We start from the raw sequence: 23,720 nt of genomic DNA, 5'->3' as shown, positions 1-23,720 counted from the left end.
GTAGACTGGTAACGCAACGGCTCCGCTCCTGGTCAGACGTCTTCTGTGAGAGGAAAACGATCTTAACCAGGCGGGGCCGTTGCGCTGTCACCAGCGATCAAGAGTTCTGAATAACGCTCCTACGTTCAGAACACCTGAGTTCAACGCTCAGGACAGCCGGTCGACGATCTGCTTCACCTGGTTGGACGGGATCGCGAAGCCGATGCCCACGCTGCCCGCCTCGCCGCCGTCCGACGCGGGCGAGTAGATCGCCGAGTTGATGCCGACCACCTCGCCGGCCGAGTCGACCAGCGGCCCGCCCGAGTTGCCCGGGTTGATCGACGCGTCGGTCTGGATCGCCTGGTAGCTCACCGTCGAGGAGCCGCGGCGACCGGTCGACGTGCCCGGCACGGTGACCTCGCGATCGAGCGCGCTGACGATCCCCGACGTGACGGTGCCCTGGAGGCCCTCGGGCGAGCCGATCGCCACGACCTCGTCACCGATCTTCACCTGGTCGGAGTCGCCGAACTTCGCGGGCGTCAGCCCGCTCACCCCCGACGCCTGCACGACCGCCAGGTCGCTCGACGCGTCGGCACCCACCACGGTGGCGCCCACGGTCCGCCCGTCGCTCAACGTCACCGTCACCTGCTGCGCGCCCGCGACCACGTGGTTGTTGGTCAGGATCCGCCCGTCCGAGGTCAGCACCACCCCGGAGCCGAGGCCCTGCCCCTGCGCCGTCACCACGTTCACCTGCACCACGCTCGGCAGCACGCGCGCCGCGACGCTCGAGACGTCCGAAGTGGACGAGGCGTTCAACGCGACCTGGCCGCTGCTCACCGGCGCTCCCGCGACGGACGTGGCGTTCATCGCCCCGACCACCCCGCCGGTGGCGCCACCGACCAACGCGGCGACCAGCGCCGCCGAGGTCACGACCGCACCGGTCCGACGCCGCCAGAACGGCGCCCGCTCCTCCAACGACCCGCTCACGGCGGGGAAGTCCTCTGTCGTCATGACCCCAGGGTCGGCCCCGACCCTATGCGCAGCCTGAGCGCCCGATCAGGACTTGCCAAGAATCCCGCGGACCTCGTCGGCGGTCAGCAACGCCGACCCGAACAGCGGCCCCTGCGCGCCCGTCACGCCGAGCTCCACCAGCCGCCGCGCCTCGAACTCCGTGCGCACGCCCGCCGCGTACAGCGGCAGCCCCAACGTCCGCGTCCACGTGAGCAGCGCCACGGCCGCGCTCTCCTCGACCCGGTCCGCGCCCTCCGCCAGCCCGTACACCGGCGAGCCCTGGAACTTCACCGCCGTCAGCGGTATCCGCCGCAACCGGTCGAACGGCACGTTGCCGCCGCCGACCTGGTCGAGCACCAGCCGCACGCCGTCCCCGGCCAGGTACGTCAGCTCGTCCACCTGGTCCTCGTTGATCAACGCGGGCAGCTGCTCGCCCAGCTCGAACTGCAGCAGCCGCGCCGGCAGCCCACCGTCGCGCAACGCCCGCCGCACGGTCGCCACCAGCTCGGGCTCCTGGCACTCCCGCGCGGTCAGGTCCATGCTCACCACGGGCGCGGCGTCGCCGAACTCGGCGTGCCACCGGCCCGCGTCGGCGCACGCCTGCGCGATGGCCCACTGGCCCAGCCGCGCCGCCATCCCGGTGCACGTCGACAGCGACACCAGCTCCTGCGGGTCGAGCACGCCCACCGTCGGGTGGTCCCACCGCAACCGCGCCTCGACGGCCAGCAGCGAACCGTCGGCCAGCGAGTGCACCGGCTCGTAGTCGACCCGGAACTCGCCCTGCTCCAGCCCGCCCGCGATGGACGCCGCCAACCGCATCCGGGCCCGTTCCCGCTGGTCGCGCTCCTTGTCGTAGAGCGCCCACTGCGCCTTGCCGTCGTCCTTGGCCCACCGCACGGTCAGGTCGACGCACCGCAGCAGCTCGGCCGCGTCCGCACCGCGCGCGGGCCGCACCACGATGCCGACGCTGGCGGTCACGCCGATGCCGTCGTCCTCCACCCACACGGGTTCGGCGAACCGCTCGACGGCCGACTCGGCGAGCGCCACCACCGTGGCCACGTCGACCGGGTCGCGGATCAGCACGGCGAACTCGTCCGGCCCGATCCGGGCCAGCTGCCCGACCCCGTCGAACACCGACCGCAGGTGCCCGGCGACCGCGGTGAGGATCCGGTTGCCGACCTCGTGCCCGTACGCGTCGTTGACCACCCGGAACCCGTCGAGGTCGAACACGACCAGCGCGAGCGTCGCCGGGCCGCGGGAGCCGACCGCGCCCTCCAGCCAGCCGACGAACTGCGAACGGTTGGCCAGGCCCGTCTGCATGTCGTGCAGGCTCTGCCGCACCAGCTGCGACTGCAGCGCGCGGACCTCGTCCAGGCTTTCGATCATGGTGACGTAGAACGCGGGCGCGCCGTCGTCGTCACGCAGCAGGGCGAGGGCGACGAGCACGTTGACGAGTTCGCCATCGGCGCGGACCAGCCGGGTCTCGACGCGCACGTGCTCGTGCCCCGCGTGTAAGCGCTGGGCGGCGCGGGAGACCAACTCGCGCTCGTCCGGGTGGACCAGGTCGCGGCCGAGCGTGCCGATCAGCTCGTCGGCGGTGTGGTCCGTCATCGCGAGCATGGCGTCGTTGCAGTCGAGGATCACGCCGTCGGCGTCGGAGACCGTGATGGCCAACGCCGAGGTCTGGAACACGGCGCGGAACTTCGCTTCACCCGCCCGAACCGCGGATTCGGTCGATCGGGTGGATCTCAGCTCGTGGTGCTGTTCCTGCTCGTCCAGCGAGCGTTGGCACAGCGCGTCGGTGAACCCGGCGGCCAGCGCGCCGAGCGCGGCCATCAGGCGACCGGGCACGACGTCGGCGGCCAGGTGCTCGCCGACGAACGCGAGCGTGCGCTCCAGCGTCTCGGAGGCGACCAGGCCGTGCTCGACCAGGCCGCGGCCGACCTCGCGCGCCTTCGCCGTCGACCCGTCGTCGCGGACGGCGGCGTGCAGGGTGGCGGTGAGTTCGGTGAGGAGGTCTTCCAGCCGGTCGTCGGGCGCGTTCGTCGGCACCGCGGACGCCGCGATGGCGGCGGCCCACTCGCGTGCGAACGCGACCCGGGATTGTCCGGGCTCGTCACCGAGTCTCGCCGCGCCTGCCATCGTCATTCGGCTCTGAGTGCCATTCGTCGCTCCGACATGCGTATTCCCGACCCATAGGTCACTCGAATGGGGTAATACGGACCGCTGGTCCCGGTCAGCTTACTGGCCACCGGTCGGCGTTCGGCAAGACGATCAGCGCTTCTCTTCAGCGGGGCGTGATCTCGGGGGATCGGCTTGACCTCTAGTAAACCTGAGGTTTTAGCGTCTGGGCCATGGCTGTGACTGTGCTGGGCTTGGGGGAGATGGGGAGCGCGCTCGCCGGCGCGTTCCTCGACGGCGGGCAGCGGACCACGGTGTGGAACCGCTCTCCGGGCAAGGCGGACGAGCTCGTCGCCAGGGGTGCGGTGGGCGCGTCGACGGCGGCGGAGGCCGTGGCCGGTGGGGATCTCGTCGTGGTGAACGTGAAGGGGAACGACGCGGCGCGGTCGATCCTGGCGTCGGCCGGGTCGTTGGCGGGGCGGGTGGTGGTGAACCTGACCGACGGGACGTCCGGTGAGGCGCGTGAGGTGGCTTCGTGGGCCGTGGAACGCGGTGCGGAGTACGTCCACGGGCAGATCATGACCATCGCGCCGGCGATCGGGCACCCGGATTCGGTGCTGTTCTTCGGGGGTGACGAGGGCGCTTATAGGCGTTACCGCGAGGTGTTGTCGTTGTTGGGTGGTGGCGGGAAATTCCTCGGGGACGATGCGGGGGCGCCGGCGCTGTTCGGGATGGCGATGAACGGCACGATGTGGGGCACGCTCAACGGGTTCCTGCACGCGGCGGCGCTGTTGTCGAGCCAGGGCGTGGAGGTGAAGCGGTTCGTGGAGGAGGCGGCGGCGTCGTTGACCGGGTTGCTCGGCTACCTGCCGTCGTTGGCGGAGGAGGTGGACCGGGGTGAGTACGCGGTGCCGTTCGGCGCGTTGAAGCACCACCTGCCGGCCGTGGACGACCTGGTGCGGGAGAGCCGGGAGCGGGGGATCGACGCGGAGTTCCCGTCGTACACGCAGCGGCTGCTGCGCGCCGTGGTCGAGGACGGGCACGGTGACGACAGCTACTCGCGGGTGGTGGAGCGGTTCCGGGCGGGGTCGACCGCGTCCTGAGCGTTGAACTCGGGGGTCCTGAACGCAGGACACGCGGGACCTGAGCGTTCGACACGCGGGTTCTGAACGTAGGACTCTCGCGAGAGTCCTACGTTCAGGGCCCGGGTGCGGTCAGGAGACGGTGGAGAGGACCGAGGCGATCCGGGTGGCGATGCGGTCGTTGTCGGTCGGGGCGAGGCTGAGCCAGCCGTCCTCGTGGACCATCAGGTAGCGGCCCTGGTGCGTGTCGAACCACGTGATCAGGGCGCCGGCCCGGTCACGGCGGTAGCCGCCGCCCACGGTGACCCCGAACTGGCCGCCCGCGACCCGGCTCGCGGCCAGCTCGCTGACCACGGTCGCGTCCTCGCGGGAGAGCCCGGCCTTCTGCAAGGCCTCCCGCTCGTCCAGCTCGCCGCTGCCCCACGGGTCGTCGCCGTCGTCGTCCGGCTGCTCGTTCTGCAGCGCGACGGCCGCGTTCAACGTCTCCAGCCGCAGCGACAACGCGCTGCCCGGCCCCGCGGACCCGTCCGGCAGCACCTCGACGATCGACCTGGCCAACGCGGTCGGCCGGATCTCCAGCACGCCGATCGAGCCGCTGTCGATCACCGCCAACGCGGCCCGGTCGCCGTCGGACACGGCCACCGCCCGCACCGACCGGTCCACGTGGGCGACCGCGTCGACGGCCACCTCGTGGTCGCCGAGCAGCCGGAGCAGCGCCACCAGCCGGGGGTCGGGCTCGCCGTACGCGGCGAGCACCTCCTCCCGCAACCGCTTGCGCTCCTCCTCGGAGTCGCCGAGGCTCGGCACGTCCAGCGGGTAGGGCAGCCGGCCGAGGTCGAGGTGGTGCCACAGCACGTCCAGCTCCCGCGGCGTGAGCACGAACTCGGGCTCGATCACGACTGGTCGCCCTTCTTCTTGGGCTTCGCGCCGCCGATCACCGACGGGGGCAGGTTCTCACCGGGCACCTCGAAGATGTCCTCGCCGCGGATGTACGCCGCGGCCCGGTGCTCCTTGTCCTCGCCGCCCTGGCCGCCCGCGCCGGCGCCGCCCATCGGCGCGCCACCGGCCATCGGGGACGCCGCCGCCGCGCCGCCGGGACCGAAGCCGCCGACGGGCATCGGGCCACGCGGACCGGCGTTGCCGATCGCGCCGGTCGAACCACCCGCGGCCAACGAGCCGCCGCCGCCCGCGCCACCGGAACCGGTCGGGCCGAAGCCACCGGCGCCACCACCACCGCCGAAGCCGCCGGGGGGCATGCCGCCGGGCATCCGCGCGCCGGGCGCGCCACCGCCACCGCCGGCGCCGCCACCCCCACCGGGCAGGCCTTGCACCGGAGGCGTGCCGGGGCTGCCGGCCGGGACGTAGGTCGGCGGCTTCACGCCGGGCGGCAGGGTGCCGCCACCCTGGCGGGGCTGGGTGTTGGGGTTGGCCGGCTGGTACGGCGGCACGTAACCGCTGCCACCGGGCGGGGTGTAGCCGCTACCGGGCGGCGGGGTGTAGTTGTAGCCGCCACCACCTGACGGCGGGGTGTACGGGTTCGCCACCGGCACCTGGGCCGCCGCCGCGGCGGCCGTCGTGCCCTCGGGCCGGTACACCGGCTGCGGGCTCGACGGCACGGGCGGAGCCGTCGGCGCCGACGCGCCGCTGGCGTACGTGCCGCTGCCGTACGACCCGGGAGCCGTCGAGTAGGACGCCGCGGCCGGCGAGTACCCGCCCGGCTGCGTGGCGGGCGTCGACTGCGCCGGCTGGTACGCCTGCGCCGGCTCCATCGGCCGCACCGCCTGCACCTGCTGCGCCGGCTGCGTCGCCGTGAAGGACGAAGGGGCCGTGGCGCCGCCCGCGACCCCGACGCTGTCCGCCGCCGCGCCCGCCAACGTCGCGGTCGACGTGGCCCGCATCAGCGCGACCTCCGGCTCCTCGGTGCGGCCGGTGACGGGGTTGAACGGCGCGCTGAACTGCGGCGTGGTCTGGTCGACCGCCTGCGACTCGCGCTCCATCGTGCTCATGACCGTCACGGCGTGCTCGTGCAGCGCCCGCGCGTGCTCGTTGGCCGCCTGCACGTCCGCGGCGGAGCCGGCCAGGCCCTGGATGCCGCCCGCGGTGAACACGCCCGTGGCCTGGTCCCAGTTGAACTCGACCGGCTCGGGCATGCTGGCCCGGGCGTTCTCCATGATCTGGCTCTCGTCCTGCACCCGCTTGCCGACCTCGACCGCGGTCTCGGCGGTGTGCGTGACCCAGTCGGCCAGGCCCTTGATCGCGAGTCGCGCCGCGTCCGCCGCGTCGCCCGTCCAGCCGGACTCGCTGACCGCCACGCGCTCGTTGATCAGCCGCGCGGCCTCGGTCAGCTCGGTGCCGAACTGGCCCCACTCCGCGCCGATCTCGCCCGTCTGGCCGGGGTCGTTGTTGTTGTGCACCGCCTCGTACAGCTCGCGGTGCGACCGGGACGCCCAGTTCTGGGTGTCGGTCAGGACCAGGTCGACCTCCCGCTCTTCGCGGGCCAACCGCCTCGCCTCGTCGGGCCGCAGTTCCACGCGCTCCGTCGCCATCGTCGCCAGCCCCCTAGTTCCCGCTCAGCTTGCGCAGCTCGACGCTGCTCTCGTCGTCGACGGCGGTGAAGTTGCGGATCGCGTTCTGCACCGAGTCGTGCGTCTGCTGGAGCACCTCGCGGTAGGCCGTCATCACGGCCACGAACGACCGCGGGTCACCGTCCGCGCGCGCCTCGAACTTCTGCGCCAGCCGGTCGCCGACGGGGTTGCGGCCGATCGGCGCGGGACGGGCCAGCCGGCCGGCGCGCTCCAGCCACGAGTCGACCTGGTCCATCTGCTCCAGGAGCATCTTGCGCAGTTCCTCGCCGGTGGCGGGATCGAGTGACACCCGGCCGGAGTTCACGGTCTCCTGGAGGGCCACGACCTGACCGTTGACGGTCGGGACCTCCTGGGGCGGGGCCACTTCATCCCCGGTTTCGGCGATGTACATCGGTATCCCTCGCGAAGGCAGCCTGCTGGACGAAACCGACCATTCACCTGTCCTCCAACGCCCGGCCAACGTGCGCCCAACGCGGCCCGCCGGAGTGCGGTGACGACTGTGGGAAACTCTTCGACTACACGGTGACAACGCCGAAAGGGCTTGCGGATGCGGGTGAACCTGCTTGGCCCCGTCGAGCTGGTTTCCGCAGGTGGGGAAGCCGTTCGGCTGGGCGCGGCCAAGCGGCGGACGGTCCTGGCGGCGCTCGCGCTCGAGCTGAACCGCGTGGTGTCCGGCGACCGGCTGCTCGAGCTCGTGTGGGACGGCTCACCACCGCCGCAGGCCAAAGCCGCCCTCCAGGGACATATCGCCCAGCTCCGCAAGGTCATCGCCGACGGTGTAGCGCTCGTCACCCGGGCACCGGGGTACGTCCTGACCGGCGAACGCGCGGCCGTCGACGTGTTCCGGTTCGAGGACCTGCTGGTGAGCGCGCGCGAGGCGACGGACGACGACGCCGTGCGGCTGCTGCGGGAGGCGTTGGCGCTGTGGCGCGGCCCGGTGCTGGCCGACGTGCCGGGCGACCAGCTGCGGGAGGCGGTGTCGGCGCGGCTGGAGGAGCTGCGGCTGGTGGCCGTGCAGGAGCTGGCGACCCGGCTGACGCGGCTGGACCGGGCGGCCGAGGCGGTCTCCGGGCTGCGCGACGCGGTGGACGCCAACCCGTTGCGCGAGGCGTTGGTGTCGCGGTTGGTGCTGGCGCTGCACTGGACCGGTCGGCAGGCCGAGGCGCTGGCGCTGTTCCACCGGACGCGGGAGCGGCTGGCCGACGAGCTGGGCGTCGACCCGGGGCCGGAGCTGCGCGAGGCCTACCAGACCGTGCTGGCGGGCGACACCGCGCCGTCGACGCCGGTGGACCGCGCGCCCGCCCAGCTGCCGCGCGAGCACCGGGGTTTCGTCGGGCGCGAGGAGGAGCTGTCGGACCTCGGCGCGGCCCTGAGCGGGCAGGACTCGGCGATCGGGCTGCTGGTCGGTCCGGCCGGCGTCGGCAAGACGGCGTTGGCGCTGCGCTGGGCGCACGGCGTGGCGGGCGACTTCCCGGACGGGCAGCTGTTCGTGAACCTGCGCGGGTTCGACGAGACCGAGCCGCTCGACCCGCGCACGGCGCTGGTCGGGTTCCTGCGGGCGCTGGGGCTGACCGACTCGCAGATCGCGGTCGACCTGGAGGACCAGGCCGCGCAGTACCGGTCGTTGCTGGCCGGGCGGCGGGTGCTGGTGTTCCTGGACAACGCCCGGTCGGCCGAGCAGGTCCGGCCGCTGCTGCCCGGCTCGGCGCGGTGCCTCGTGCTGGTGACGAGCAGGCACCGGCTGGACGACCTGGTGGTGACGGAGGGCGCGTCGTCGCTGCCCGTGCCGACCCTGCCGGAGTCGATCGCCGAGGACCTGCTGACCGCCGTGCTGGGGCGTCAGCGCATCGAGCAGGAGCCGGACGCGGTGGCGGAGCTGGTGGAGCTGTGCGACCGGCTGCCGCTGGCGTTGCGGATCGCGGGCGCGCGGTTGGCGTCCCGGCCGCGGTGGACGATCCAGTCGCTGGTGGACGAGCTGCGCGACGAGCAGGGGCGGCTGTCGGCGTTGTCGCTGCCGGAGGCGGGGCGCGGGGTGCACGCGGCGCTGGCGGTGAGCTACCGGGAGCTGCCGGAGGGCGCGGCGCGGCTGTTCCGGCGGCTGGGCCTGCACCCCGGGACGGACCTGGACAGCTACACGGCGGCGGCGTTGCTGGACATCAACGTGGTCAGCGCGCGGACGCACCTGCGGACGCTGGCCTACGCGAACCTGCTGCACGAGTCGACGCCGGACCGCTACTCGCGGCACGACCTGGTGCGGCTGTTCACCCACCACCTGGCGGCCACGGAGTCCGAAGTGGACAACCAGGTGGCGACGAACCGGCTGCTGGACTACTACCTGCACGTCGCGGACCGGGCGCGGGCGCACCTGTCCGACCACGTGCGGCCGTTCGGACCGGCGGAGCACCGGCCGGCGTCGTTCCCGGAGCTGCCGTCGCACGCGGCGGCGCTGGACTGGTTCACGCTGGAGGAGGCGAACCTCGGGCTCGCGCTGGACATCGCGGTGAACGGCGGGCAGCGGGAGCGGACGTGGCAGCTCGCGCTGTGCCTGGACGCGTTCCACTTCCGGCGCGGCAACCGGCTGGACCGCCTGGCGCTGTGCCGGATCGGGTTGGCGGCGACGCGGTCGTTGGGCGACCGGCACGCCGAGGCGACGTTCCTGCTGCGGTTGGGTTCGACGTTGGCCGACCTGGAGCGGATCGACGAGGCGATCGAGGCGTGCACGCGGGCGGCGGCGCTGGCCGACGGCGACCGCCACCTGGAGCTGGCGGCGTTGGCGAACCTCGGGTACTGCCTGATGGCCGACGACCAGCTGGACCGGGCGCAGGAGACGATCCTGGTGGCGCTGGAGGTCGCGCGGGAGGTCGGCGACAACCGGTCGCAGGCGAGCATCCAGAACAACCTGGCCAACGTGCTGCTGCGCAAGCACCAGCCGGAGGAGGCGTTGCGGCACGCGAGGGAGGCGCTGGGCCTGTTCCCCTCGGCGCCGTCCAAGGCGCACACGGCGACGCTGCACACCGTGGGCGCCGCGTCCCAGCAGCTGGGCCGTGCCGACGAGGCCCTGGAGTCCTACCGCGCGGGGCTGGCGCTGGCGGCCCGCCTGGGCGACCGCTACCAGGAGGCGTTGTGCCACCGCGCGATCGGGGACGTCCTGGAGCAGTCGGAGGGCCCGGCCGCCGCCCGGCCGCACTGGCTGGCCGCCCTGCACCTGTACCGCGACCTGCGCCTGGCCGACGCCGACGACCTGGCCCGCAAGCTGGACCTGACCACTTGCCCGACCCTCTGAACACCAACGGGGGAATCCGCCCTTCTACGTACTCGGTCCGCTGACCGCGCCCCTACATTGGTCCACGACGTCGAGGGGGCGGCGATGGTGAACGACGAACCCACCTTCCGGAACTCGGTGGACCGCTCCACCGTCGACACGGTGGTGCAGACGGGTGTGCTGCACGGCGGCGTCCACTTCGGCAACCGCGGCTTCCGCTGGTGGCACCTGTGGGTGGTGTTCGCGGTGGTCGGCCTGGTTTTCGGCGGTGCGGCCCTCTACGGGCACTGGTCGCGGCAGTCCGACCTCACGGCCACCGCCGCCTACCAGCCGGACGTGGACCTGCCCGCCGCCGTGCTCGGCGAGGACGTGGGGCCGCAGGGCTTCCCGAACGACCAGAGCTGCCGGTCGGTCGTCCAGTGGGCGGTCGGGCGGGGCGGCGCCTACGCGAGCGGCACGGTGGTCCGGCTCAACCTGCACAACCAGGGCGGCACGGTCGTGGTGAACCGGATCGCCGTGCGGGTCACCGAGCGGCTGGCCCCGCCGGCCGGCACGGCGTTCGCCTGCGTCAGCTCCGGCTCGCCCGACCGCGTCGTCGTGGACCTGGACGAGGACAGCCCCGTCGTGCGCCACCAGACGGGGGACGGCAGCGCGGGCAGCCCTTACGCGTCGGACACCGTCCAGGAGCTGGCGCACGACGCCACCAAGACCATCGACATCACCCCGATCACCACGAAGTGCCTGTGCCGCTGGCAGATCGTCGTCGAGTACACCAGCCGCGGCAAGCCGGGCACCAGGACCGTGCCGCCGGACGGCGGCCACTTCGCCACCGCCGCCACGAGCGGCGTCGCGCACTCGTACTCGTCGCTCGGCGGCACGACGTGGTCGGGCCGCTAGCCGACCCCGCCGGTCAGCACGCGGCTCGGAACCCCGGCGGACCGGGCTCGGCGCACCAGGCGAAGGCCTCGTCGAAGTCGTGGACGCGCTGCGCCTCCTCGGTCACGAACGGCTCTCCGTCGCCGTCCCGGTCGAGGACCTTGGTGCGCGGCACGCCGTCCGCGGTGTAGTCGACCTCGACCTGCCACCGGTGGACGTTGGCCGGCGTGACCACCGACCCCTCCACCCACCACACCTCGCCGCGGTCCGCGGTCACGGTGAACGGCAGGGCGTCGCCGTCCCGCAGCGGCTCGTGCACCTCTGCCTCGTGCGCGTGGACTTCGAAGTCGCTCCGCCACCCGCCGCTGTCCAGGGGTTGCTCGCACTGGTAGAGGTAGCGCGGCTGGTCGCCCACCCAGCGGACGTCCAAGCGGCGGATCCGCAGCGCGGTGACGGTGACGGTCTTGAACGACCTGGGGATCACGGTGATCCGGAGGTTCGTCTGGTGCCCGTCGACGCCGCCGACCGCACGCGCGGCGCGGTAGGGCGGCGCGCAATCACCGGTGCCCGCGCGTGAGTCCGTCGGAGGTCCGCCGACCTCGGGCAGCCCGTCCGGCCTGGTCCTGACCACCTGCGCCCACGACCCGGGGACGCGCCCGGCGTAGAAGTCGGCGGGCTCGTCCGGCGCGGGGTCGATCCGCTGGTCCGGCGGGGTCGACGTGGAGGTGGAGGTGGACGTCGGTGGCGCGGGCGGCGCGGCCCCGGTCGCGGGCTGGTCGGCGGTGAGGCGGTAGCCGAACCACGCGGTGGCCCCGACCACGAGCACCGCCACCACCGCGACCGCCACCCGCCGTGCCCACTTCATCGACCGAACGTAGCGGTCGGTCGGGTGCGGCGGTCCGCAGTTCTGCTTACCCGGACGGGTGGTGCGCGGTCAGCCGGTGGCCTCGGCGGCGGCGCGGCCCGCCACCCGACCAGAGAAGATGCAGCCGCCCAGGAACGTGCCCTCCAACGCGCGGTAGCCGTGGACGCCGCCGCCGCCGAAGCCCGACGCCTCACCGGCCGCGTAGACGCCGTCGAGAGGGGTGCCGTCGGCCTTCAGCACCCGGGCCGACAGGTCGGTGTGCAAGCCGCCCAGGGTCTTGCGGGTCAGGACGGACAGCCGCACGGCGATCAGCGGGCCGGCCTTCGGGTCCAGCAACGGGTGCGGCTCGACCACCCGGATCAGCTTGTCCGTGATGAACTTCCGCGCCTCGCGCATGGCGTTGATCTGCATGTCCTTGCCCAGCCCCGAGATCACCTGCCGGTCGCGCTGCACGATGGTCCGCCGCAGCGCGTCCGCGTCGATCAACGACGTGCCGGTCAGCTTGTTCATGCCGGCCGCCAGCTCCTCCGGCGTGCGGCCGAAGATGAACTCGTCCGACCGCTTCGCGAACTCCTCCACCGGCGCGACCGCGCCCGGCATCGCCCGCTTCAGCACCGCGCGCACGTCCTTGCCGGTCAGGTCGGGGTTCTGCTCCGACCCGGACAGCGCGAACTCCTTGCCGATGATCCTGGAGTTGAGCACGAACCACGAGTAGCCGTGCCCGGTCTTGACGATGTGCTCCAACGCGCCGAGCGCGTCGAACCCCGGGAACAGCGGGATCGGCAGCCGCGAGCCGGTCGCGTCCAGCCACAGCGACGACGGGCCGGGCAGGATGCGGATGCCGTGCCTGCTCCAGACCGGTGCGTAGTTGGCGATGCCCTCGGGGTAGTGCCACATCCGGTCTTCGTTGATGATCTCGCCGCCCGAGTCCTGCACGACCTTGAGCATCTCGCCGTCCACGTGGTCGGGCACGCCCGACAGCATGTGCTCGGGCGGCGTGCCCAGGCGGGCCGGCCAGTTGCGGCGCACCATCTCGTGGTTCGCGCCGATGCCGCCGGACGTCACGATCACGGCCTGCGCGCGCAGGTCGAACTCGCCGGACACCGTGCGGGAGCTCGGCTCACCCCGACCGGACGTGCCGGCCTCCAGCACCTCGCCGCGCACGCCGTCCACCGCGCCGCCGGTGGTGGTCAGCCCGGTCACGCGGTGCCGGAACCGCAGCTGCACGAGCCCGCGCGCCACGCCCTCGCGCACCCGCCGCTCGAACGGCGCCACGATGCCCGGCCCGGTGCCCCACGTGACGTGGAAGCGCGGCACGGAGTTGCCGTGCCCGTCGGCCAGGTACCCGCCGCGCTCCGCCCACTGCACGAGGGGGAACCAGCGCACGCCCATCGCGTGCAGCCACGCCCGCTTCTCACCCGCCGCGAAGTCCACGTACGCCTCGGCCCACCGACGCGGCCAGTGGTCGGCGTCCCGGTCGAACGCGGCCGAGCCGAGCCAGTCCTGCAGCGCGAGCTCCGCGGAGTCCTTGACCTTCAACCGCCGCTGCTCCGGGCTGTCCACCAGGAACAACCCGCCGAACGACCAGAACGCCTGACCTCCGAACGAGGCCTCCGGCTCCTGGTCGAGGAGGATGACCTTGCGTCCGGCGTCGGCCAGTTCGGCGGTGGCGACCAGCCCCGCGAGGCCGGCGCCGACCACGATGACATCCGCGTCATGTGCCATCGGGCGAGTCTAGATCGAACCGCGACTGCGGACGAGAGCTGAACAAAATTCACTTATGGAGGCGTGAGGTGTCGTACACAGGGGACGTCGGCGAGGTCAGCGCGGTGTGGCGGCCGGTTGCCGAGGTGCCGACCATCGACCGGCCGTCGACCCAGGCCAGGCTGGTCGGCACCGGCGACGTCACGCGCAAGCAGTTCGGATTGTTCGAGTGGCGGATGGAGCCGCACGCCGGCGGTCCGGCGGCGCACTTCCACAAGACGTTCTCGGAGTCGTTCTACGTGATCTCGGGAACGGTCCGGTTGTTCAACGGCGAGACGTGGGTGAACGCGGTCGCGGGCGATTTCCTCTACGTGCCCGAGGGTGGCGTGCACGCTTTCCGCAACGACGCCGACGAGCCCGCGTCCATGTTGATCCTCTTCGCGCCCGCGCCGCCGCGCGAGGAGTACTTCCGGGAACTGGCCGAGATCGGGGAATCGGGGCGGCAACTGAGCCCGGAGGAGTGGACCGAGCTGTACGCCCGGCACGACCAGTACATGGTCTGAACTGCGGTTATGTCCGAGTCAAATCGCGGAGCAGGGCGGAGTGGGGTGCAGTAAAAGGCCGTCGGCCGTCCGGTGGGGGGAACCGTTCGGCCGACGGCGGTCGGGCGTGCGTGGGCGCACCTGCAACGTCTCGGGGAGAGGTGCCGCGCGGGCCTGGGGGGAGGTGCCTCGCGGGCCTGACGTCCGGCGCGGCGTCCACGTGCCGACCAGCAGTAGAACGGGCGGTGACCTGCGGGTGTTCCCCGGATGGCCTGGGGGTGGCGGGCGTCACGGAGAGTGTCGGCCGAGGCCGTGCGGGGGTGGGTGTGAGGGCCTGCGCGAAGGCTGTCGGCCGGCTGTGCGAGCGCTGTCGATCGGTCGCGCGAAAGGTGCGGGAACGGGGATCAGGCGTCACCGCGGAGCTCGGTCATCCGGGCCTCCGCGCCCGCGAGCTTGTCGCGTGCGGTCTCCGCGCGGCGCTTCGCCTTCGCCAGCCGGTTCGCCGCCTCCTGCTCCGCCTGCTGCGCCCGGCGCAGTTCGGCGCGCAGGGTGGCGGTGTGCTCCTCGCGCTCGGTCAGGGTCTGCTCGGCCTCCGTGACGGCCGCGTCCGCCTTCCGCACGTCCGCCTGGGCCGTGCCGATGTCCTCGCGCGCCCGCTCGAGCTGCCGCTCCCGCCGTTGCTCGCGGCGCGGGGCCAGGTCGTCCCGCACCGGGGTCGCGGTCTCGCTCAACGGGCCGAAGCCGGACTGCTCGACCGGCTTGACCAGCCGACCCGCCCGGATCCGCGCGCCGAGCACGGCGTCGGCCAGCGCGGCGGTCAACGTGGTCCGCACCTGCTGCACGGCGTCCGGCCCGAGCGGCTGGCCGCGGTCGACGGCGAACAGCTCCGCCCGCCGCACCAGAGCGCTCAGCACGGCCCGCCGCCGCGCGCTCAGCTGCCGCAGGGCGCCCCCGCGCAACTCCTCCTGCGCGGCACGCAGCTCGTCACCCAGGGCGAGCGCCTCGGCCAGGTCGTCCGCGCCCGCGCGGGCCAGCAGGTTCAGCGCCCACGCCGACAAGGTCGGCTTGCGCAGGGCCGAGACCTGCTTGGCCAACGCCTTGTCGCCGCGGTCGGCGGCCAGCCGGGCGTGGGCGTCCCTGGCCGCGACGAACTCCGCCGGCGGCAGGGCGTAGAGCTCGTCGGCTATCCGGTCGATCGGCGCGGTGTCCACGATGCCGACCAGTGTGCTCGCCATCGCGTCGATGTGCGATTTGTTACGGATTTCCCGTGCTCGCGGGCGGTTCACCGTTGACAGTGTTTGACATTCGGGCCGGTCGGCTCTTGACTGGAGGTGTCGCGACCGTTCCGGTGTTGTGCGGCACTTCTCGCGTGTTCACGCAATAGACCGTTCAGTCCAATGTGGACTTTTCTATTGGGCTGTTCGTCCGATTGTTACCCGGGTGCCGGGGGGATGTGCTTGCGCCAATCTTTCCCCACGAAGGGTTTGCGCCGTGATCAACTCAGGAAGCCGGTGGAGACACCGCACCAGTGCGGCCTTGCTGGCCGCCGTGCTGGGCACCACTGGGTTCGGCTTCGCCGCCGGGTCGGCGGTCGCGCAGGAGGCGCCGTCCGCGCCCGCGCCCGCCGACAAGCAGCTCGACAAGCAGGACCGGGAGCGCATCGCCCAGGCCGAGCAGGCCGGTCAGGCGAACGTCACGCTCCTGGTCGCCGCCGAAGAGGGCAAGCTGGACTCCGCCGCCAACGACCTCAAGGCCCTCGGCGGCGTGGTCGAGTCGACCGAGCGCGACGTCGACTACCTCAAGGTCTCGGTGCCGCGTGACTCCGCCGAGAAGGCCGCCAAGCTCGCGTCCGTGAACTCGGTGGACGTCGACGGCCTGGTCGTCCTGGACAACCCGCGCCCGGACGGCGCGACGACCCCGCTGCCGCAGCCGGCGCCGGGCAAGTCGACGCCCAAGAAGAACCCGTACATGCCGACGCAGGACACCAAGGCGGCGCAGTTCACCGACGAGCACCCCAAGTGGGACGGCCGCGGCACGACGATCGCCATCATGGACTCCGGCATCGACCTGGACCACCCGGCGCTGGCGACCACCTCGACGGGTGAGCGCAAGATCGTCGACTGGTACAACGCCAACGCCACCAACTCCGGTGACGGCACCTGGCTGCAGGTCTCCGGCCGCTACAACGGCGCGTTCACCTGGGGCGGCGCGTCCTACAAGGCGCCGGCGACCGGTGGCCCGTTCAGCTTCGGCCTGTTCCGCGAGACCGCGGGCGACCTGGCGGCGGCCAACAGCGAGACCGGCGGCGACATCAACCGCGACGGCGACCGCGTGGACTCCTTCGGCGTGGTGCAGGACATCACGACCAAGGAAGTCCGGGTCGACACCGACGGCGACGGTGACTTCACCGACCAGACCGCGATGATCGACTACAAGTACAAGAAGGACGTCGGCCACTTCGGCACGGACAACCCGGCCACGCCGGTGCTGGACACCGTGGCGTTCGTGGTGCAGACCGACAAGTCGAACTACGACGCGGCCGGCACGGCGTGGGTCAACCTCGGCATCTCCGCCGCCGCGCACGGCTCGCACGTCGCGGGCATCACCGCGGCGAACAAGATGTTCGGCGGCAAGATGGTCGGCGCCGCGCCCGGCGCGAAGCTGATGGCCGTCAAGGTCTGCCTGTCCACCCCGTCGTGCACCAACAGCGGCCTGATCGACGGCCTGCTGTACGCGGCGCGCAACGGCGCGGACGTCGTCAACATCTCCATCGGCGGCCTGCCGGCGCTCAACGACGGCAACAACGCGCGTGCGGAGCTCTACAACCGCACCATCGCCGAGTACAACGTGCAGGTGTTCATCTCCGCGGGCAACAGCGGCGCGGGCGCGAACACCGTCGGCGACCCGTCGGTGTCCACGGACGCGATGAGCGTCGGCTCCTACATCACCGCCGACACCTGGCTGTCCAACTACGGCTCGAAGACCGCGCAGAAGGAAGGCCTGCACGGCTTCTCGTCGCGCGGTCCGCGTGAGGACGGCGGCTTCAAGCCGAACATCGTCGCGCCCGGCTCGGCGATCTCCACCACGCCGCAGTGGCAGGCGCCCGGCCCGGTGGCCGGCACCTACGAGCTGCCCGCCGGCTACGCCATGTTCAACGGCACGTCGATGGCCGCGCCCCAGGCGACCGGCGCCGCCGCGCTGCTGATCAGCGCGTACAAGGCAGAGCACAACGGCGAGCGCCCGCCGGTCGCGGCGCTGCGCAACGCGATCCAGTCCGGCGCCAAGTGGGTCTCCACCCTCCAGGCGTACGAGCAGGGCGCGGGCCTGTTCGACACCAAGCGCGCGTGGTCGCAGCTCAACGCGCACCCGGAGACGCAGGCGGTCGCCACCTCGGTGACCGTGAACACCGCGCTGTCGGGCCTGCTGGCCACCCCGAACACGGGTGTCGGCATCCACGACCGCGAGGGCGTCGTCGTGGGCAAGGAGTACACCCGCACGTACACGCTGACCCGCACCACGGGTCCGAACCGCAACCAGCAGTTCCTGGTGAACTGGCAGGGCAACGACGGCACGTTCTCGTCGAAGTCCCTGGTCAGCCTGCCGCTGAACACGCCGGTGACGTTCGACGTCAAGGTCAAGCCGACCAAGGCGGGCGCGCACTCGGCCGTGCTGCGGCTCGACAACCCGGGCACCCGCGGCATCGACGTGTTCACCCTGAACACCGTGTTCGCGGCGGACGAGTTCACCGCGGCGGACAAGTACGCGGTGACCAAGACCGGCACGATCGCGCGCAACCAGTCGAAGAGCTTCTTCGTGAAGGTGCCCGCGGGCACCAGCGCGCTGAAGATCGACCTGGCGGCGGGCGGCACCGAGGCGGGCAAGGGTCAGGTCCGGTTCCTGCGCTACGACCCGTACGGCGTGCCGTTCGACACCACGTCCTCGACCAACTGCTACAACCCCGACGCGGGCGCCGGCTGTGCCGGTGGCTCGCCGACCAGCCGCACGGTCAGCAACCCGCTGCCGGGCGTGTGGGAGATCGTGGTCGAGGCCCGGCGCACCTCCGACGCCGACGCCGCGCCGTACTCGGTGACCGCGTCCGTGCTGGGCACGACGGTCAGCCCGAACCCGGACACCATCGAGTCGGCCGTCATCGGCACGCCGATCAGCCGTGAGTACACGGTGACGAACTCGCTGGCCGCGTTCAACGGCAGGCTCGTCGGCGGTTCGATGTCCAGCGCCAAGATCGACCGGCCGACCATCGCGAACGCGGCGGTCCAGCACTACGACCTGACCGTGGTGCCGGGTTCGACGTCGCTGCGCGCGACGATCGGCCGGACGAGCGACGTGTCGGCCGACCTCGACCTGTACGTCTACAACTGCACGTCCGGCACCTGCGTGCTGGCCGGGCAGGCGGCGGACGGTGACTCCGAGGAGTCGGTGACGATCAACAACCCCGCCGCCGGCGCGTGGCGGGTCGAGGTCGACGGCTTCGAGGTGCCCGCGGGCACCACGGAGTACGACTACATCGACCTGTTCGCGGCCGCGGGCCTCGGGTCCGTCGTGGCGACCGACACCAACGCCGACCGCACCGCCGGTGAGACCTGGACGGTCCCCGCCACGGTGACGGCCGGTGGCCAGGCCGGTGCCGGCCGGGTGCTGCGCGGTGAGCTGACCGTGCAGACCTCGGAAGGCGCGATCGTCGGCCGCGGCGCGGTGATCCTGCGGAACGTGGCCTGACGCCACCCGCGAAAAGACCTCAGGGCCATTCCCGCTCGGCGCGGGGGTGGCCCTGAGCTTTTCGCGCGTTCGGTGAGCGTGTCCGCCTTTGGTCAGGGCGTGAGGTGGGCGTCAGGGCGTGGGGTCGATGTTGGAGAGCGGCTCGTCCACGTCGACCCGGCTGACGCCCTCGAGGGAGGTGACCTCCTCGGCCAGGTCGACCGGGACGGTGAGGCGGACGTAGCCGATGGTGGCGTCGGTGGTCTCCACGGTTCCGCCGAGCCGGTCCGCGGCGGCGGCGACCTCGTCGGCCTTGCCGGGTTCGGTGGAGACGGTCAGCCCGACGGTTCGCGCGCCCTCGCGCCTGGCCTGCTCCAGCGCGGTCTTGGCCTGGGGGCTGAGCTTGGGCGGCGGCACGGGCAGCGACGATACGCCGACGGGGGTGGTGGTCGGTTCCGTGCCGAACGAGCCCGTGTCCACGGGTTGCTGCGCGCAGCCCGCCAGCACCAGTCCGGCCAGCACCAGCCCGGCCATCTCGACGAGTCTTCGCATGCGTCCTCCTGCGGCGGATCCTGCCACCAGGACGGAACGGGAGGTCAGTGCGGTTGCACGGCGGTCAGCGCGGCGGTGCGGGCGTCGACTGCTCCGGGCCGCTGAACGCCTGCACGCGCTCCTCGCCGTCCGCGCTCTCGCCGAACACCCGGTTGTCCGACGAGCCGTTGGCCGCCCGCACGGGCGCGGTGGCGGCGGCGCGGGGCAGCTCGCGCACCCTGACCTGCGGCAGCGCGCCGGGGTGCCGGGCACGCAGCCAGCCGACCAGGTGCTCGCGCGCCACGCACCGCAGGTCCCACAGCCGCCCGGCGTCCGACGCGCTCACCAGCGCGCGGACCCGCACGAACGACCCGACCGCGTCGGTCACCTGGAGCACGCACACCCGGCCGTCCCACAGGTCGCTGGTCTCCAGCGCGTGCCGCAGCTCCTGCCGCAGCTCCTCGACCGGCACGGTCCAGTCGAGGTCCAGTTCAACGGTGCCGAGCAGCGCCGACTGGGTCCGCGTCCAGTTCTCGAACGGCGTCTTGAGGAAGTAGGCGGTCGGCAGGATCAGGCGCCGGTCGTCCCACAGGTGCACGACCACGTAGGTGAGGGTGATGTCCTCGACCCGGCCCCACTGGTTCTCCACGACCACCACGTCGTCCAGCCGCAACGCGTCGCTGAACGCGATCTGCACGCCCGCGAACACGTTGCCCAGCAACGACTGCGCCGCCAGCGCGGCGATGGCGCCGATGACACCGGCGGAGGCCAGCAGGCTCGTGCCGGCCGCGCGGGCGGCGGGGAACGTCATCAGCACGGTCGCCGCCGCCAGCACGCCCACCACGACCACGGTGACGCGGCGGACCAGCGTGATCTGCGTGTGCACGCGCCGGGCGTGCCGGTTGTCCGACACGTCGACCCGGATGCGCGCCAGCGTCGCGTCCTCGATCACCACCAGCAGGGCGGCGAGCAGCCACGCGCCGGCGAGGATCAGCGCTATCCCGGTCGCGTGCAGCGCGACCGGCCGCCAGTCCCCGCGCGCCACCACGCCGAGGGAGAACTGGACCGCCACCAGCACCGCCATGGCCAGCGCGGGTCGGTGGGCGTGCCGCGCCAGCCCGGCGAACAGGGCGGAGCGGCGGCCGATCCGGCTGACCACGCGGTGGACGAGGGTGACGGTGAGCAGTGCGACCAGCAGCGAGCCGGCGAACGTGAGCACGGCGACGAGCACGGACGGGCACCTCCTGGTGCTTGGAGTTCCAGCGACGTTGAGTTCTTGGAGTTCCAGCGACGTCGAGTGTTCGGGTCCAGCGACGTTCTCGGGTGCGTACCCGTTGGGCTGCCAGTTCAGCCATCTGGGCGAAATGTGCGATGTTCGCCACGCGCCAGGTTTCAGCCCGTCGGCAGCAGGTGGGCGACCTGGCCCACGAAAGCGACCAGCCGGTCCGGCGTGAACCGCTCCGGGTCGGTGATCACCAGCCGGCCCGCCATCTCGGCCAGCGCGAGCATGGTGTGGCCGAGCAGCTCGGCGTCCAAGCCGGTGTTGCCCAACGCCTTCAGCCCCAGCTCGGCCAGCGCGTTGACCTGCGCCAACACTTGAGCCCGCACCAGCGCGACCTGCTGCCGGAACTCGACCGGAGTGCCCTCGGGCGGCAGCAGCACGAGCCGCCACCGCTCTGGCGACGCCACGACCGCGTTGACGAAAGCGCGCACGGTGTCGGTGTAGACGTCCTCGGGCGAACGCTCCCCGAAGTCGGTGGTCGGCATCGCGCCGAGCACCTGCGCGGTGGCCCGTTCGGCCTCGCGGTCCAGCAGCGCGGCGATCACCTCGGCCCGGTTCGCGTACAGCTCGTAGACCACCGGCTTGGTCACGCCCGAACGCCGGGCCACGGCTTCCATGGTCAACGCGTCGAAACCGCCGCAGGCGATGAGGTCGAGCGCGCCGTCCAGCAACTGGTCGCGCCGCTGCCCCGGTGGCAGCCGGGGTGCGTACTTGCGGCGCGTTGTGCTCACCGGCCCATATTGCTACGGTGACGTAGCTTTCACAAAGCTACGCAGGCGTAGTAAACGCTCGGAGGCAACGGTGATCGTGGAGTCCGGCGACGTGCGGCTCGCTGTGTTCGAGCAGGGTGACCGGTCCGCACCGACCGTCGTCCTGGTGCACGGCTACCCGGACACGCACCGGGTGTGGGACGAACTCGTGCCGTTGCTGGCCGAGGAGTTCCACGTGGTCACGTACGACGTGCGCGGCGCAGGCGCTTCGTCCTCGCCACGAGGGCTGGCCGCCTACCGGCTGCCGGAGCTGGCGCGGGACCTGTTCGCGGTGATCGCGGCGGTCAGCCCGGACGCGCCGGTGCACGTCGTCGGGCACGACTGGGGCTCCATCCAGGCGTGGGAGGCGGTGACCACGCCCGGCGCGCCCATCGCCTCGTACACCTCGATCTCCGGGCCGTGCCTGGACCACGTCGGTCACTGGATGCGCCGCCGGCCCACCAGCAGGCACCTCAACCAGTTGCTGCACTCGTGGTACATCCTGGTGTTCCACCTGCCGTTCGTCGCGCCTCTGTTGTGGCGGCACGTGATCGGCCCGCGCTGGAAGGCGGTCGCGCACCGCCTGGAGGGCGTGTCGTCGCACGTGTCGCCGACCGTCCTGCACGACGGCGAGCAGGGCATCGCGTTGTACCGGGCGAACTTCGTGCCGCGGCTGCGCTCGCCCCGCGCGCGGCGTACCGAGGTGCCGGTGCAGGTGGTGCAGCCGTTGCGGGACAAGTACGTCACCGCGGGCGTGAGCGAGGACGTTGAGCGGTGGGCGTCGCACGTGCGGCGACATGTGATCGACGCCGGGCACTGGGTGCAGATCACCCACGCCGACGCGGTGGCGCGCCTGGTGACCGAGCACATCACGGCTCACAGTCGCCCTGTTTGAGCTGAGGGAGCACGTCCCGGGCCTGCTGCCGGCCGAGGTTCCAGGAGCGCCAGTCGTCGTTCTCCACGTAGTAGAACTGCAGGGCGCAGGCGCGCAGGCCGGCCGGGAGTTCGGCAAGGGCGGGCACCACGTCGGGTGAGAGCCGGGCGAGGTACCAGATGTCGATCTTCTGGGTGGCGTGGTAGCGGTCGACGTTGCGCTCGGCGATGAACCGCTCCGGGTTGAGCGCGGCGAGCCCGACCAGCGCGGCGAACCCCGTGCCCAGGACGGCGCGGGCCAGCCACCGGGCTTCGAGCTTCACCCCCGCCGCCAGGACCAGCAGGTAGACGAAGCCGAGCCACACCTCGCAGGCGGAGACGAGGACCCGCAGCACGGTGAAGCCGTAGGCCTGCTGGTAGAGCCACATGCGGGCGAGGGCGGAGGCGACGATCACCAGGGTGAGCACGCTGAGCCCGCCGAGCAGGCCGCGCAGCCAGCGGCGGTCGGTCGGTGAGTCGAGTCGGGCGAGGCGTGCGACGACCGCGATCACGCCGAGGGTGAGCACGGTAACGGCGAGCAGTTGCCAGAAGCCGCTGCGGGCGTAGTCGGCGTAGGTGAGGTCGGGGGTGACGAGGACGTGCTCGTCGCCGGCGAAGAGCGTGTCGATCTGGACAGCCACGAACGCGGCGAAGAGCAGCACCAGCGCGCCCACTGGGAGGACCCAGTCACGTCGCGCGACCGTGCGGGGGAGGTCGCTGTTCTCATCCGGTCGGCGTGGTGAGACCAGGAGGTAGGCCGCGCCGACGGTGCCGAGGCCGACGGCCAGGAACAGCACGATCGGTTGGCCGGAGGACTCGTCGGGGGTGACGGAGCCGAGCAGTTCCGCGAAACGGGCGTCGGCGCCGGCGAGGAGGGGGACGAACACCAGCAGGAGGCCGGCGGTGACGAGGATCGGGCGGGCGAGGCGGGGCGTGCCGCCTTCTTTGACGCCTCGTGCGACCCAGGGCAGGGCCCTGATCGCGGCGACCGGTACGGCGATGGCGCCGGACAGGAGGCCACGCGCGGTCCGACCCCCGGCGATCGCGAGCGAGCCGGCGGCGCAGCCGGCGATGGCGCAGAGCGTGAAGAGCCAGTCGGCGGAGATGAAGGCGCCGACGCCGAACAGGATGACGGAGAGGACGGCCCAGGCTGGGTTGACCTTGCGCAGCAAGGTGAAGACGATGATCGCGGTCAGGGACCAGCCGAGGCCGGGTTTGTCGAGGGGGAGCAGGACGGCTGCTCCCAGGCCGGCGGCGGCGCCGGTGAGCAGTACGCGGTTGGGGGTCATGGGGGTCACGGGGGTCACGGGGGTCACGGGGGTCATGCGTGTCTCCAGGGCGTGGGCATGCGCCATCGCCCGCGGGGTCGTGGCGGGTGTGGTTTGGGGATGTGAGGATTCAAGGGATTAAGGGATAAGGGATTTAAAGAGTCCTCGCCGGACGGGCAGATCAGCAGGATGACGGGGTTTGCGGTCAGGCTGCGGGTCCGTTGTTGGTCGGGTT

The 23,720-nt window shown here is 72.3% G+C and carries 18 protein-coding genes; 6 read left to right on the top strand and 12 right to left on the bottom strand.

The window, feature by feature from the left end; genetic code table 11:
* Window positions 1-147: 147 nt before the first annotated feature.
* The gene (locus tag LNK82_RS39570) at window positions 148-990 is read right to left on the bottom strand and encodes a S1C family serine protease (RefSeq protein WP_230571997.1); all 843 of its coding nucleotides are present in this window, start codon (window positions 988-990) and stop codon (window positions 148-150) included.
* 45 nt (window positions 991-1,035) lie between these two features.
* On the bottom strand, window positions 1,036-3,138 hold the full coding sequence (locus tag LNK82_RS39565) for a putative bifunctional diguanylate cyclase/phosphodiesterase (protein WP_230571996.1): 2,103 nt from the start codon (window positions 3,136-3,138) through the stop codon (window positions 1,036-1,038).
* Window positions 3,139-3,344: 206 nt separating this feature from the next.
* Between LNK82_RS39565 and LNK82_RS39560 the strand changes: the two genes are divergently transcribed.
* Entirely contained in the window at window positions 3,345-4,214 is an 870-nt protein-coding gene (locus tag LNK82_RS39560; protein WP_230571995.1) for an NAD(P)-dependent oxidoreductase, read from the top strand.
* A 111-nt stretch (window positions 4,215-4,325) separates the two neighbouring features.
* Here LNK82_RS39560 and LNK82_RS39555 read toward each other — a convergent pair whose 3' ends face one another.
* From LNK82_RS39555 to LNK82_RS39545, 3 genes are read right to left on the bottom strand one after another with little or no spacing between them, the layout of a single operon-like run.
* Complete coding sequence (locus LNK82_RS39555; RefSeq protein ID WP_230571994.1) at window positions 4,326-5,090, bottom strand: ESX secretion-associated protein EspG; 765 nt, start codon at window positions 5,088-5,090, stop codon at window positions 4,326-4,328.
* Window positions 5,087-6,739, bottom strand: coding sequence for a PPE domain-containing protein (locus LNK82_RS39550; protein ID WP_230571993.1), 1,653 nt, complete (start codon window positions 6,737-6,739; stop codon window positions 5,087-5,089). Before LNK82_RS39550 ends, LNK82_RS39555 begins: the two co-directional genes overlap by 4 nt.
* A gap of 13 nt (window positions 6,740-6,752) precedes the next feature.
* Entirely contained in the window at window positions 6,753-7,169 is a 417-nt protein-coding gene (locus LNK82_RS39545; RefSeq protein WP_230571992.1) for a hypothetical protein, read from the bottom strand.
* A 156-nt stretch (window positions 7,170-7,325) separates the two neighbouring features.
* Between LNK82_RS39545 and LNK82_RS39540 the strand changes: the two genes are divergently transcribed.
* A complete protein-coding gene (locus LNK82_RS39540) occupies window positions 7,326-10,061 on the top strand; it encodes an AfsR/SARP family transcriptional regulator (protein WP_268997837.1) in 2,736 nt (911 codons plus the stop codon).
* 84 nt (window positions 10,062-10,145) lie between these two features.
* Window positions 10,146-10,937, top strand: a complete 792-nt coding sequence (locus LNK82_RS39535; RefSeq protein WP_230571991.1) for a hypothetical protein — start codon at window positions 10,146-10,148, stop codon at window positions 10,935-10,937.
* Between the two features lie 13 nt (window positions 10,938-10,950).
* On the opposite strand, the gene LNK82_RS39530 is transcribed toward LNK82_RS39535, so the two are convergent.
* Both LNK82_RS39530 and LNK82_RS39525 read right to left on the bottom strand, forming a co-directional pair.
* The gene (locus LNK82_RS39530) at window positions 10,951-11,781 is read right to left on the bottom strand and encodes a hypothetical protein (protein WP_230571990.1); all 831 of its coding nucleotides are present in this window, start codon (window positions 11,779-11,781) and stop codon (window positions 10,951-10,953) included.
* A 69-nt stretch (window positions 11,782-11,850) separates the two neighbouring features.
* A complete protein-coding gene (locus LNK82_RS39525; protein ID WP_230571989.1) occupies window positions 11,851-13,506 on the bottom strand; it encodes an FAD-binding dehydrogenase in 1,656 nt (551 codons plus the stop codon).
* Window positions 13,507-13,574: 68 nt separating this feature from the next.
* Here LNK82_RS39525 and LNK82_RS39520 point away from each other — a divergent pair, with 68 nt between their 5' ends.
* Window positions 13,575-14,048 carry a cupin domain-containing protein gene (locus LNK82_RS39520; RefSeq protein ID WP_230571988.1) on the top strand — a complete coding sequence of 158 codons (474 nt, stop codon included), beginning with the start codon at window positions 13,575-13,577 and terminating at the stop codon, window positions 14,046-14,048.
* A gap of 383 nt (window positions 14,049-14,431) precedes the next feature.
* Here LNK82_RS39520 and LNK82_RS39515 read toward each other — a convergent pair whose 3' ends face one another.
* Window positions 14,432-15,262 carry a hypothetical protein gene (locus tag LNK82_RS39515; protein ID WP_230571987.1) on the bottom strand — a complete coding sequence of 277 codons (831 nt, stop codon included), beginning with the start codon at window positions 15,260-15,262 and terminating at the stop codon, window positions 14,432-14,434.
* A 256-nt stretch (window positions 15,263-15,518) separates the two neighbouring features.
* Between LNK82_RS39515 and LNK82_RS39510 the strand changes: the two genes are divergently transcribed.
* The gene (locus LNK82_RS39510) at window positions 15,519-18,764 is read left to right on the top strand and encodes a S8 family serine peptidase (protein ID WP_230571986.1); all 3,246 of its coding nucleotides are present in this window, start codon (window positions 15,519-15,521) and stop codon (window positions 18,762-18,764) included.
* Between the two features lie 111 nt (window positions 18,765-18,875).
* Here the strand turns inward: LNK82_RS39510 and LNK82_RS39505 are convergent, their stop codons facing one another.
* The 3 genes from LNK82_RS39505 to LNK82_RS39495 all read right to left on the bottom strand — a co-directional run bounded on the left by LNK82_RS39505 (window position 18,876) and on the right by LNK82_RS39495 (window position 21,287).
* Window positions 18,876-19,295 (bottom strand): hypothetical protein, encoded by a 420-nt coding sequence (locus LNK82_RS39505; RefSeq protein WP_230571985.1) that lies wholly within the window; start codon window positions 19,293-19,295, stop codon window positions 18,876-18,878.
* Between the two features lie 64 nt (window positions 19,296-19,359).
* The gene (locus LNK82_RS39500; RefSeq protein ID WP_230571984.1) at window positions 19,360-20,505 is read right to left on the bottom strand and encodes a mechanosensitive ion channel family protein; all 1,146 of its coding nucleotides are present in this window, start codon (window positions 20,503-20,505) and stop codon (window positions 19,360-19,362) included.
* Window positions 20,506-20,666: 161 nt separating this feature from the next.
* On the bottom strand, window positions 20,667-21,287 hold the full coding sequence (locus LNK82_RS39495; RefSeq protein ID WP_230571983.1) for a TetR/AcrR family transcriptional regulator: 621 nt from the start codon (window positions 21,285-21,287) through the stop codon (window positions 20,667-20,669).
* 70 nt (window positions 21,288-21,357) lie between these two features.
* On the opposite strand from LNK82_RS39495, the gene LNK82_RS39490 reads away from it, so the two are divergent.
* Window positions 21,358-22,200 (top strand): alpha/beta fold hydrolase, encoded by an 843-nt coding sequence (locus tag LNK82_RS39490; RefSeq protein WP_230571982.1) that lies wholly within the window; start codon window positions 21,358-21,360, stop codon window positions 22,198-22,200.
* On the opposite strand, the gene LNK82_RS47300 is transcribed toward LNK82_RS39490, so the two are convergent.
* Window positions 22,175-23,506, bottom strand: coding sequence for a DUF4153 domain-containing protein (locus LNK82_RS47300; protein ID WP_268997835.1), 1,332 nt, complete (start codon window positions 23,504-23,506; stop codon window positions 22,175-22,177). The genes LNK82_RS39490 and LNK82_RS47300 overlap by 26 nt on opposite strands.
* Window positions 23,507-23,720 lie beyond the last annotated feature (214 nt).

The organism is Saccharothrix luteola, from assembly GCF_020859565.1.
GTDB lineage: Bacteria > Actinomycetota > Actinomycetes > Mycobacteriales > Pseudonocardiaceae > Actinosynnema > Actinosynnema luteola.
The sequence above is the reverse complement of the archived record's forward strand: the minus strand, read 5'-3'. Positions and strand labels throughout refer to the sequence as shown.

Bases quoted from the DNA above. Each gene is read 5' to 3' on its own strand.
- LNK82_RS39540 (WP_268997837.1), top strand. From the start codon at position 7,326: ATGCGGGTGAACCTGCTTGGCCCCGTCGAGCTGGTTTCCGCAGGTGGG.
- LNK82_RS47300 (WP_268997835.1), bottom strand. From the start codon at position 23,506: ATGACCCCCAACCGCGTACTGCTCACCGGCGCCGCCGCCGGCCTGGGA.
- LNK82_RS39560 (WP_230571995.1), top strand. From the start codon at position 3,345: ATGGCTGTGACTGTGCTGGGCTTGGGGGAGATGGGGAGCGCGCTCGCC.
- LNK82_RS39550 (WP_230571993.1), bottom strand. From the start codon at position 6,739: ATGGCGACGGAGCGCGTGGAACTGCGGCCCGACGAGGCGAGGCGGTTG.
- LNK82_RS39525 (WP_230571989.1), bottom strand. From the start codon at position 13,506: ATGGCACATGACGCGGATGTCATCGTGGTCGGCGCCGGCCTCGCGGGG.
- LNK82_RS39545 (WP_230571992.1), bottom strand. From the start codon at position 7,169: ATGTACATCGCCGAAACCGGGGATGAAGTGGCCCCGCCCCAGGAGGTC.
- LNK82_RS39505 (WP_230571985.1), bottom strand. From the start codon at position 19,295: ATGCGAAGACTCGTCGAGATGGCCGGGCTGGTGCTGGCCGGACTGGTG.
- LNK82_RS39570 (WP_230571997.1), bottom strand. From the start codon at position 990: ATGACGACAGAGGACTTCCCCGCCGTGAGCGGGTCGTTGGAGGAGCGG.
- LNK82_RS39515 (WP_230571987.1), bottom strand. From the start codon at position 15,262: ATGGCGAGCACACTGGTCGGCATCGTGGACACCGCGCCGATCGACCGG.
- LNK82_RS39565 (WP_230571996.1), bottom strand. From the start codon at position 3,138: ATGACGATGGCAGGCGCGGCGAGACTCGGTGACGAGCCCGGACAATCC.
- LNK82_RS39530 (WP_230571990.1), bottom strand. From the start codon at position 11,781: ATGAAGTGGGCACGGCGGGTGGCGGTCGCGGTGGTGGCGGTGCTCGTG.
- LNK82_RS39535 (WP_230571991.1), top strand. From the start codon at position 10,146: ATGGTGAACGACGAACCCACCTTCCGGAACTCGGTGGACCGCTCCACC.